This window comes from Candidatus Enterococcus moelleringii, from assembly GCF_017377575.1.
Taxonomy (GTDB): Bacteria; Bacillota; Bacilli; order Lactobacillales; family Enterococcaceae; genus Enterococcus_A; species Enterococcus_A moelleringii.
In genome coordinates this window covers 52,506-63,096 of record NZ_JAFREM010000041.1, presented here as the reverse complement: position 1 = coordinate 63,096, position 10,591 = coordinate 52,506, and the positions used below count along the sequence as shown (strand labels likewise).

Here is a 10,591-nt window from a genome sequence, read left to right as displayed (position 1 = left end):
GAGTCCATTTAGGCCCATTAAAAATCATCATTTTTGGTTTTTGGGGAAGTACTCAAGTGGCTGAAGAGGCGCCCCTGCTAAGGGTGTAGGTCGGGAAACCGGCGCGAGGGTTCAAATCCCTCCTTCTCCGTTCTTTATAGTGGCCCGTTGGTCAAGCGGTTAAGACACCGCCCTTTCACGGCGGTAACACGGGTTCGATTCCCGTACGGGTCATAAGATGCTGAAAAGCATCTTTTTTTGTGTTTTCAAACTAAAAAAGCTGCTTTTCGCTTAAAATCTGTGTATCTTTCAAGAGAATTATCGAAAAATTGGTGTAATCAGCTGCTTTTCTGGTATAATCAGTTCGTTGCAAGTTCCCGATAGGCTCTAACAAGTTGTTGGAGGTGCCTTGTAACCGAAAAATAATTAGGGGGAATAGAAAATGAAAGAACGTCGTTTATTTACTTCTGAATCTGTTTCAGAAGGACATCCAGATAAGGTTGCTGATCAAATCAGTGATGCGATTCTCGATGCCATTTTAACAAAGGATCCAAAAGCTCGTGTGGCTTGCGAGACGTCTGTTACTACTGGTTTGGTGCTGGTGTTTGGAGAGATTTCAACCACGGCCTATGTTGATATCCAAAAGGTGGTTCGTGAAACCATTAAACGAATTGGATACACACATTCTAAGTATGGATTTGACGGAGATACGGTAGCTGTATTGGTGGCAATTGATGAGCAGTCGCCTGATATTGCTCAAGGTGTGGATGAGGCTTTGGAAGTTCGTGGAAAAGACCAAAATTTGGACGAAATCGGTGCTGGAGACCAAGGCTTGATGTTTGGTTTTGCGGTGGATGAGACGCCTGAATTGATGCCTTTACCAATTTCTTTGAGTCATCATTTGGTTAAACGGTTGGCTGATTTACGCAAATCGGAAGAAGTAGCTTATTTAGGTCCGGATGCTAAATCACAGGTAACAGTTGAATATGATGAAGCCGGCAAGCCTTTACGAGTTGATACGGTGGTTATTAGTACTCAGCATGCTGAGGCAATCGACAATGAGACTATTCATGAAGATGTGATGGAAAAAGTGATCAAACAGGTCATTCCAGCGCATTTATTGGATGAAAAGACGCGTTATTTCATTAATCCGACAGGTCGTTTTGTGATTGGTGGTCCTCAAGGGGACGCTGGTTTGACTGGTCGAAAAATTATTGTAGATACGTATGGCGGTTATTCACGTCATGGCGGCGGCGCATTTTCTGGAAAAGATGCAACGAAGGTTGACCGTTCGGCTTCTTATGCGGCGCGATACATTGCGAAAAACATTGTAGCGGCGGGCTTGGCTGAAAAGGTGGAAGTTCAATTGGCTTATGCGATTGGCGTAGCCCAACCGGTATCTATTTCGGTAAATACTTTTGAAACGGCTTCGGTTTCTGAAGAGAAATTAATTGAAGCGATTCGCGGGAATTTTGATCTTCGTCCGGCGGGGATTATTGAAATGCTGGATCTGCAGCGTCCAATTTATAGTCAAACAGCAGCGTATGGTCATTTTGGCCGTACCGATATTGACTTGCCTTGGGAGCAGACCGATAAAGTTGAAGCTTTGAAAAAGAGCTTGAACGTATAGTAAAATCGTACAGACGTAGAAAATAAATCTATGGAGTGAAGAGGCGGTTTCTGTTGATCATTTTGATCAGGGGGAACGGTCTCTTTTTCTGTGTGTTAATAGGAGGAAAAAATGGAACGGAAGACGAATAAAAAATTAGTCACAGCGGGAATTTTTATTGCCACTTTTATGACGGCGATTGAAGGGACGATTGTGACGACAGCGATGCCGACGATTGTGGGCTTGCTTCATGGTATGGAGATTATGAACTGGGTATTTTCAATTTATTTATTAACCAATGCTATGATGACGCCGATTTATGGGAAGTTGGCAGATAAAATTGGGCGTAAGCCGGTTTTTATTGCTGGGATTGTGATTTTTGTTATTGGGTCAGCGTTATGCGGCTTTTCTAATAGTATGATGACCTTGATTATTTCGCGGGCGATTCAAGGGATTGGTGCGGGGGCGATTATGCCAGTAGCACTGACAATCATTGCGGATATGTATGACTTTGAAAAGCGGACGAAAATTTTAGGATTGAACAATGCGGCTTGGGGGATCTCCAGCGTGCTGGGTCCGCTAGCTGGGGGATTTATTGTTGATACGATTGGTTGGCATTGGATTTTCTTTATTAATGTTCCGATTGGGATTGGCTTGATTTTCTTGATGCAATATTTCTTAGTGGAAGAAAAGCGGGAAAAAAGCACGAAAAAGATGGACTTCTTTGGGAGTGTGTCTTTGATGCTGACGCTGGTGAGCTTGTTGTTGGGATTCCAGTTTTTGGGTGATAATGGTGTAAATGGGCAAGTGGTAATTCTGCTGTTTCTGACTTTGTTGTTTGGCGGAGTATTTGTTTATGCTGAGAAGCGGGCGGAAGATCCGGTGATTGATCTAAGCTTATTTAGGAATATGGCTTTTATGCTGGTGAATGGCGTGGCTTTTCTGATCAGCGGCTTTTTGATGGGGCTGGATGTGTATATTCCTATGTGGATGCAAGGCGTGCTAGGTAAATCGGCAGCGATTGGTGGTTTGGTAATGGCACCTCTGTCCATTATTTGGATGTTAGGTTCTTTCTTGTCCGGGCGATTGCTGGTAAGGATGGCGGCTAAAAAGGTGTTGGCGATTGGACTGCTGGTTATTATGCTGGGGGCGGCGGCTTTGCTGATCCTGCCAATTCATAGTCCTTTCTGGTTGTTCTTTATTATTTCCGGCGTTTTGGGATTGGGTTACGGGCTGTCGATTACGACTACTACGGTTGAGGCGCAAAATAGTGTGCCGCAGGGTGAAGTGGGTGTAGCGACTTCCTTTAATACGTTGTCCCGGACGATTGGTCAAACGGTGATGGTGTCGATTTTTGGGATCGTGATGAATATGCAAATTGCGCAGAAATTACCGACTGTGGGCGTAATCGGTGATCCTGATATTATGAATAAGTTGATTAACCCTCATACGGCGAGCCAGATTGCACCGGTATTGCGGGAAAAACTGCGGGTGATTTTGTTTAATGGCTTGCATCTGGTTTACCTGGTTGGGTTGATTTTGATCGTTTTGGCCTTTGTTTTTACCTTAGCAGTTGGCAAAAAGCGAGAAAGTGATACACTGTAAAAAAGGAATTTAGCGGAAATCGTGCTAAATGAGGAGGAAACGGGATGGCTTTTTTACAGGTGAATGCTTATTCGAATGTATTGGAAATGGAATTTTCTATGAATGTGCTGCTGCCGCAAACGACGCGTAAGAAGATTGGGACAGAGACGCAGGGGTTGACGGAGGATGTTCCGGTATTGTACTTGCTTCATGGAATGGGGGGCAATCATAGTGTTTGGGAGCGGCGCACTTCGATTGAGCGTTATGCTACGTCTTATCAGTTGGCGGTAGTGATGCCTTCGACGGATTTAGGATTCTATACTGATACTACTTATGATATGAATTATTGGACGTTTTTATCGGAGGAACTGCCGCAGATTGTCCATGAGCTGTTTCCGCAAATTACCCATAAACGGGAAAAGACTTTTGCGGCGGGCTTATCGATGGGCGGTTACGGGGCTTTGAAGCTGGGGCTGCGCAAGCCGGAAATGTTTGCGGCGGTGGCTTCATTATCGGGCTCTTTAATCTTGAATGATGTGGAAGGGTTGTTAGCTGTGCGCAAGGCGGCTTATTGGGAAGGGATCTTTGGACCATTGGATCAAATTAAGGGTTCCGCTAACGATCCCCTCACTATGGTAGAAGAGCTGAAGGCTGATAAATCGGAGGTTCCGCGATTCTTTTTGGCTTGTGGTACGGAGGACTTCTTGTATCCGGCGAGTCAATATATGGCTGCTAAGCTGGCGGAAAAGGATTGGGATGTGACCTTTGAAGAAGGACCGGGGGAGCACAATTGGGCGTTCTGGGATCAGTGGATTCAACGAGTATTAGAGTGGATGTTAAAAGGCAACTAGGAAATTATTCCTGGCTGCCTTTTTTCTTTTCCACGCAAACTAAAATGGGTGGATTATTTTTTTGGTTGATGAACTGATAGGTTAAAACGTTGTAGCTTTTTTGCGGCAGATTCCCGCAATAATTCAGGACTTCATTTTTTTCAGCGGCTCCGCCGTCGTGACCGTAGTAGATGACCAGGATCATGCGGCCGCCGACAGTCAGGCGCTTTAAGATGGCGTCCATGGCCTGCTTAGTCGTTTCCGGCAAGGTGATGATGGTTTTGTCGCTGTTAGGTAAATAGCCTAAATTGAAGATCGCCGCTTTGATGGGGTGATCTTCAGGGACATTGGTTTCGATTGTTTCATGGCCGGCTAAAAAGAGGGAGGCTTGAGGTGCAGCGTCTCCCAGTTTTTCTTTGGTGTTGGCTAAAGCTTGTTCTTGGATATCAAAGGCATAGACTTTGCCTTCTGGACCAACCAATTCTGATAGGAACAGGGTGTCGTTGCCGTTGCCCATGGTTGCATCGATCACCTGATCGCCAGGCTGAATGATTTCCTTTAAGAGCGTGTGACTATAACGTAAGGCTGTTTGCAGCATGTTTCTGCTCCTGTCTAACGTCAAATTTCCCTTGGTAGGAATCCCGCCGCAGCATTTCCTGATCGATGGCGTTCAGGACTTCCCATTTTTTGAGACTCCACATGGGACCGACTAGGGCATCCCAGGGAGCATCACCGGTTAGACGATGGATAATAATTTCCGGCGGGATCATTTCCAGCTGATCGCAAATCACGTTGACGTAATCTTCTCGAGTCATTAACTGCAGCTTGCCCTCGGCGTAATCCCGCAGCATTTTAGTATTGCGCATCAGATGCAGCAGGTGCAGCTTGATCCCTTGGATATCGGAATCTAAAATGGTTCGCCGGACATTTTCCCGCATCATATCTAGTGATTCACCAGGCAGACCGTTGATTAAGTGAGTGCAGACGTTGATGTCATGCTTGCGCAAGCGAGCGACGGCATCGGTGTAAGTCTCGTAATCATGGGCGCGATTAATGGCATTGCTGGTTTCTTCGTAGGTGGTTTGCAGGCCTAGCTCCACCCACAAATACATCCGCTGGTTCAGTTCGGCTAGATAATCGACGACTTCTGGCGGCAGACAATCAGGCCGGGTACCGACCGATAAACCGACGACACCAGGTAAATTAACCACTTGCTCAAAACGTTCGCGAATCACTTCCACGGGTGCATGGGTATTGGTGAAGTTTTGAAAGTAGACAATGTATTGATCCACGTTGGGCCATTTGAGATGCATCATGTCGATTTCTTTTTGAAATTGCAGCGGCAGCGGATCATTCGGTGCCACCATCATGTCGCCGGAACCTGAGACGCTGCAAAAGGTACAGCCGCCATGAGCTGCCGTGCCATCCCGGTTGGGGCAGTCGAAGCCGCCGTCTACCGGGACTTTAAAAATTTTTCCGCCAAATTGCTGCCGCAGGGCATAATTCCATGAATGATAGCGTTTGGTAGGGTCATCAGAGTAAACAAACATCTTTATTTCCTCCCAATCATTTTCATGTCATAAACAAATTTTTGGTGGCGGTAGTAAGGATAGGTGAACAGCAGCCAGCTGATACCTAGTAAAAAGCCGCCAAGTACATCAGTAGGAAAATGGACGCCTACATAAATTCGGCTTAGGCCGATACCGAAAATCAGTAAGCCTAATAGAACTTGGATCACGTATTGGAGCGTTTTGTTGCTGATAATCACACCAGCGGCAAAAATTAAGGTTCCGTACAGGATCATGCTGGTAACCGAGTGACCGCTGGGAAAACTATAACTGTGTTCGGTCACCATATGAGTTAAAATCGTTGGCCGTTCCCGTTGGAAGAATAATTTCAGTAATTGATTGACGCCGCCGCTGATAATGACTAAGTTGGCCGCCAGCCAGATTGCGGTTGGTTTTTCTTTGTTGAACCAAAACAGGCCTAAGAAGACCACGGTCAAAATGACGATCGTCAAGGGATCGGCAAATTTGGTAATCCATAGGAAAAAATTATCCATGGCAGGCGACAGGCGATGAACCGTTTTGATGATCGTCGTATCAAAGCCTTGCAAAGTAGTTGGATAAAAGCGCACGATGTAACACAGTGCGGCAAACAGCAGCAAAGTAAAGCTGCCGGCTAAATGGTAATAGGGTTTATTTTTCATAACATTTCCTTTCTATACTAAACGCCATTAATTATACCACGGGGTACAAAGGGCTCAATTGATTTTTCCGATTCTTAAAAAGGAATTAAATTGAATTTATCAAGGGAATCTGCTAAGATGAAACTACTTGAATACTGATACGTTGACAAGGAGCAGTAGGAGTTTGGGCATTTTTAGAGAGTACACGTTTGCTGGAAGTGTATATGTCGGACTTTGAACTTACCTTTGAGTATGATCGTTGTGATCCGGTGAGAACCGTTATCTCTTTGAGGTCTGGCCTGTGCCGGATAAAGATAGGTGGTACCACGTTTTTAACGTCCTATAGAAGCACGTCTTCTATAGGATTTTTTTGATTAATTTATATTAGGAGGAACGACAGTGAGTTACAGTCATAAAGAGATTGAAAAGAAATGGCAGAAATATTGGGCCAAGCATAATGTGTTTAATACCCATGATGATCCAGAAAGTCCTAATTTTTATGCCTTAGATATGTTTCCGTATCCATCTGGGCAAGGACTTCACGTAGGACATCCAGAAGGTTACACGGCAACCGATATTATTTCCCGCACGAAACGGGCGCAAGGCTTCAACGTGCTGCACCCAATGGGTTGGGATGCTTTTGGTTTACCGGCGGAGCAATATGCCTTAGACACTGGGAATGATCCGGCGGAATTTACTAAGAAAAATATCGAAACCTTTAAACGTCAAATTAATTCACTAGGCTTCAGTTATGACTGGAATCGGGAAATCAATACTACTGATCCAGAATACTACAAATGGACCCAATGGATTTTTGAACAAATGTACGAAAAGGGCTTGGCTTATGAAGCGGAAGTACCGGTGAACTGGGTTCCTGAACTTGGAACGGTTATTTCCAATGAAGAAGTCATCGACGGCAAGAGTGAACGGGGCGGTTATGATGTCGTTCGCAAACCGATGCGTCAATGGATGCTGAAAATCACTGCTTATGCGGATCGTTTATTGGATGATCTGGATTTAGTGGACTGGCCAGACAACATCAAAGAAATGCAGCGCAACTGGATCGGCCGTTCAATCGGAGCCAATGTGACCTTTAAAGTGGCGGGTTCTGACGAAGAATTCACCGTCTTTACTACGCGTCCGGATACTTTGTTCGGGGCAACCTATGCGGTATTGGCACCAGAATTGGATTTGGTGGGCAAAATTACCACGGCTGAACATCAAGCAGCGGTAGATGCTTATAAAGAAGAAGCAGCCAAAAAATCTGAACTGAACCGGACGGATCTTGCCAAAGAAAAAACCGGCGTCTTCACTGGTGCTTTTGCGATTAACCCAGTAAACGGCAAAGAAATTCCAATTTGGATTGCTGATTATGTCTTGTCTTCTTACGGAACTGGCGCCATCATGGCGGTACCAGCTCATGACGAACGAGATTACGAATTCGCGAAAACCTTTGGCTTGGAAATTGTACCAGTATTAGCTGGCGGCAATATCGAAGAAGAAGCCTACACTGGCGACGGTGAGCATATTAACTCTGACTTCTTGAATGGCTTGGACAAACAAGAAGCCATCGACAAAATGGTGGCGTGGCTGGAAGAAAACGGCTGCGGCAAGAAGGAAACCAGCTATCGTTTGAGAGACTGGTTGTTCTCTCGCCAACGTTATTGGGGTGAACCAATTCCAGTCATTCACTGGGAAGATGGCACCACTGGTTTAGTACCAGATTATGAATTGCCATTGATTTTGCCGAAAACCGACAACATCCAACCAAGCGGTACCGGTGAGTCACCATTGGCGAACATCGAAGAGTGGGTAAATGTCGTTGATCCGGTAACTGGGATGAAGGGCCGTCGTGAAACCAACACCATGCCGCAATGGGCAGGAAGCTCTTGGTATTTCTTGCGGTTTATCGATCCTCACAACAAAGAAACGTTAGCTGATTTTGAAAAATTGGAAAACTGGATGCCGGTAGATCTTTATATCGGTGGGGCAGAACACGCAGTATTGCACTTGTTGTATGCTCGTTTCTGGCATAAATTCTTGTATGATATCGGTGTGGTGCCAACCAAGGAACCATTCCAAAAATTATACAATCAAGGCATGATTCTAGGACAAAGCTTCCGTGATGAACGTGGCGCATTAGTACCAACCAACTTAGTTGAAAAACGCGATGGCGGCTGGTTCAACGTGGAAACTGGTGAAGAACTGGAAGAATCACCAGCGAAAATGAGTAAATCACTGAAAAATGTGGTGAATCCAGATGACGTAATTCAAAAATTTGGGGCCGATACTTTACGGGTATACGAAATGTTCATGGGACCATTGGATGCTGCGATTCCTTGGAGCGAAAATGGCCTAGAAGGCAGCCGGAAATTCTTGGATCGTGTATGGCGTTTACTTGTGGACGATCAAGGAAAAATGCGGGATCATATTACCAAAATTAATGATGGCAGCCTGACTAAGGTTTATCATCAAACCGTTAAAAAAGTGACGGAAGATATTGAGAACCTGCACTTTAATACGGCGATTTCGCAATTGATGGTTTTTGTCAACGAAGCCTATAAAGCGGAAGCTCTAACGTATGAATACGTGGAAGGCTTTGTTCAGCTGCTGGCACCATTTGCACCGCATATTGGTGAAGAGCTGTGGCAGATTCTTGGAAACAAAGAAACCATCAGCTACGTTCCTTGGCCAACTTATGATGAAGAAGCGTTGGTGGAAAATGAAATCGAAGTGATTCTGCAGGTGAACGGCAAGGTTCGTGCCAAAGTAACGGTAGCCGTTGATCTAGCAAAAGACGAATTGGAAAAAATTGCGATGGCGGATGAAAATATTATCCGTAATATCGAAGGTAAAACCATCCGTAAAGTGATTGTGGTACCGAATAAATTAGTCAATATTGTGGCTAACTAAAAAATACAAAAAGATGAAGCCGCCTGTTTAAGGGCAGCTTCATCTTTTTTGATGAGGTCTGGCTTCACAAACTAGCTTTGTCGACAATAAGTGAAAATTTTGAGAAACTTGAGGAGCAGTTTATCAAAATTTTAGACTTATTGCTCCAAAGCTGAACGAGTTTGCGAAGCCTTTATTTACTATTTAGTCGGATGATACATATTTACATACGCATCTACTGCTTTAAGCGCATCGGCTACGTCTTTTGCCGAGACTTTGATGGCCATTTCGTGAATGGTTTCGTCATCAATTGTAGCTTGTTCCCCGATCTTCAGCAGGTCTTCATCCGAAGCATCGCCTAAATGCATATCTTCTAAAGTTGTTGGCAGATCCAGGGTTTGATACAAATCAATGTACTTGTCTAATTCTTCCTGCGGCGCGTTTTCCAAAATCATTTGGGTTAAAGTACCGTAAGCGACTTTTTCACCATGAGAAAGTTCGTGGATATCCCCGTCTAAAACCGAGAATCCATTGTGGATCGCATGGGCAGCGGCCAAGCCGGCACTTTCAAAGCCTAAACCACTCAATAAAGTATTGGCTTCAACAATTTGTTCAAAGGCTTCGGTTACGACATTTGCTCGGTTGGCTTCCATGGCTTTAAAGGCATTTTCAAAAATGACTTCCTCACATTTTTCGGCAATCGCCATGGCTGCGGCTGTTTGTGCACCGCCGGCCATCGTTTCCCCGTGACTTTGCGCCACTGAGCGGGCTTCGATCAAGGTAGCTAACGCATCGGCAATGCCGGCAGCTAATAATTCGGCTGGCGCGTTGGCGACCACTTCGGTATCCACCATGACTAGATCTGGGTTTTTACCGTAGAAGCGGTAGCCTTCAAATTTTCCTTCGTCAGAATAGATTACTGATAAGGATGAGGTCGGCGCATCGGTGGAGGCCACAGTTGGCAGCACCGCAATCGGCAGTTTGAAATCATCCGCCACGGCTTTACCAGTATCAATCGCTTTACCGCCACCTAGTGCGACAATCACTTCAACATCTTCATCTTCGGCTTTTTTACCAATTCGTTCAATTTCGTCTTCAGAGGCTTCGCCGCCAAAAATTTCTTTGACTGGCTTCATGTCTTCGTTTTTCATCGTTTCAAATAATTCTTCACCGACAATTTCCCAAACATCTTCGTCTGTAATAATTAGTACATTTGATCCCAAGGCTTTGATGTATTTCATACCGTTTTTCAGCATCCCTTTACCTTGGACATAGCGGGACGGACTTGCAAAAATTTTTTCCATCGTTCTTCCCTCCATTTAAATGAATATAAATAGTTTGTCATAGAATCATTTAGACGGCAAAAAAAATGCTTTCAATTGGTCTGTTGAAAAGACTGGATGAAAATTTCCAGGAAAAGTAAGTTGAGCAGAAAATATTTATTAGAGTTGACTTGTCTATAAAATTAGGTTAACCTAAAACTGTAGAAACGAGAAGAATTATCAATCT

The 10,591-nt window shown here is 44.7% G+C and carries 8 protein-coding genes, 2 tRNA genes, 1 riboswitch and 1 other annotated feature; of the genes, 6 read left to right on the top strand and 4 right to left on the bottom strand.

Annotated elements, in window-relative coordinates:
• The first annotated feature begins 42 nt into the window (after positions 1–42).
• From JZO70_RS21455 to JZO70_RS21435, 5 genes are all read left to right on the top strand, one after another.
• Positions 43–130: transfer RNA gene (locus JZO70_RS21455), tRNA-Ser, on the top strand.
• An 11-nt stretch (positions 131–141) separates the two neighbouring features.
• Positions 142–213 (top strand) — tRNA-Glu (locus tag JZO70_RS21450).
• Between the two features lie 128 nt (positions 214–341).
• Positions 342–424: riboswitch (SMK box riboswitch) on the top strand.
• The gene (metK, locus tag JZO70_RS21445; RefSeq protein WP_207675741.1) at positions 422–1,609 is read left to right on the top strand and encodes a methionine adenosyltransferase; all 1,188 of its coding nucleotides are present in this window, start codon (positions 422–424) and stop codon (positions 1,607–1,609) included. (Overlaps the previous riboswitch by 3 nt.)
• A gap of 111 nt (positions 1,610–1,720) precedes the next feature.
• Entirely contained in the window at positions 1,721–3,193 is a 1,473-nt protein-coding gene (locus tag JZO70_RS21440; protein ID WP_207675740.1) for an MDR family MFS transporter, read from the top strand.
• Positions 3,194–3,237: 44 nt separating this feature from the next.
• The gene (locus JZO70_RS21435) at positions 3,238–4,023 is read left to right on the top strand and encodes an alpha/beta hydrolase (protein WP_207675739.1); all 786 of its coding nucleotides are present in this window, start codon (positions 3,238–3,240) and stop codon (positions 4,021–4,023) included.
• A 4-nt stretch (positions 4,024–4,027) separates the two neighbouring features.
• Here the strand turns inward: JZO70_RS21435 and mnmM are convergent, their stop codons facing one another.
• The 3 genes from mnmM to JZO70_RS21420 are packed head-to-tail and all read right to left on the bottom strand — an operon-like array spanning position 4,028 to position 6,211.
• Complete coding sequence (mnmM, locus tag JZO70_RS21430; RefSeq protein WP_207675738.1) at positions 4,028–4,600, bottom strand: tRNA 5-(aminomethyl)-2-thiouridylate-methyltransferase MnmM; 573 nt, start codon at positions 4,598–4,600, stop codon at positions 4,028–4,030.
• Positions 4,575–5,552, bottom strand: a complete 978-nt coding sequence (gene mnmL, locus JZO70_RS21425) for a tRNA modification radical SAM protein MnmL/YtqA (protein WP_207675737.1) — start codon at positions 5,550–5,552, stop codon at positions 4,575–4,577. Before mnmL ends, mnmM begins: the two co-directional genes overlap by 26 nt.
• A 2-nt stretch (positions 5,553–5,554) precedes the next feature.
• On the bottom strand, positions 5,555–6,211 hold the full coding sequence (locus JZO70_RS21420) for a phosphatase PAP2 family protein (RefSeq protein WP_207675736.1): 657 nt from the start codon (positions 6,209–6,211) through the stop codon (positions 5,555–5,557).
• A gap of 133 nt (positions 6,212–6,344) precedes the next feature.
• Positions 6,345–6,536 (top strand) — a binding site (T-box leader).
• Positions 6,537–6,589: 53 nt separating this feature from the next.
• On the opposite strand from JZO70_RS21420, the gene leuS reads away from it, so the two are divergent.
• Positions 6,590–9,103, top strand: coding sequence for a leucine--tRNA ligase (leuS, locus tag JZO70_RS21415; RefSeq protein WP_207675735.1), 2,514 nt, complete (start codon positions 6,590–6,592; stop codon positions 9,101–9,103).
• Between the two features lie 179 nt (positions 9,104–9,282).
• On the opposite strand, the gene JZO70_RS21410 is transcribed toward leuS, so the two are convergent.
• Positions 9,283–10,386 carry a glycerol dehydrogenase gene (locus JZO70_RS21410; protein WP_207675734.1) on the bottom strand — a complete coding sequence of 368 codons (1,104 nt, stop codon included), beginning with the start codon at positions 10,384–10,386 and terminating at the stop codon, positions 9,283–9,285.
• Positions 10,387–10,591: the final 205 nt, after the last annotated feature.

What these genes read in the sequence shown, in the direction of transcription:
- metK (WP_207675741.1), top strand. Translation starts at nt 422, where the DNA reads ATGAAAGAACGTCGTTTATTTACTTCTGAATCTGTTTCAGAAGGACAT.
- JZO70_RS21440 (WP_207675740.1), top strand. Translation starts at nt 1,721, where the DNA reads ATGGAACGGAAGACGAATAAAAAATTAGTCACAGCGGGAATTTTTATT.
- JZO70_RS21435 (WP_207675739.1), top strand. Translation starts at nt 3,238, where the DNA reads ATGGCTTTTTTACAGGTGAATGCTTATTCGAATGTATTGGAAATGGAA.
- mnmM (WP_207675738.1), bottom strand. Translation starts at nt 4,600, where the DNA reads ATGCTGCAAACAGCCTTACGTTATAGTCACACGCTCTTAAAGGAAATC.
- mnmL (WP_207675737.1), bottom strand. Translation starts at nt 5,552, where the DNA reads ATGTTTGTTTACTCTGATGACCCTACCAAACGCTATCATTCATGGAAT.
- JZO70_RS21420 (WP_207675736.1), bottom strand. Translation starts at nt 6,211, where the DNA reads ATGAAAAATAAACCCTATTACCATTTAGCCGGCAGCTTTACTTTGCTG.
- JZO70_RS21410 (WP_207675734.1), bottom strand. Translation starts at nt 10,386, where the DNA reads ATGGAAAAAATTTTTGCAAGTCCGTCCCGCTATGTCCAAGGTAAAGGG.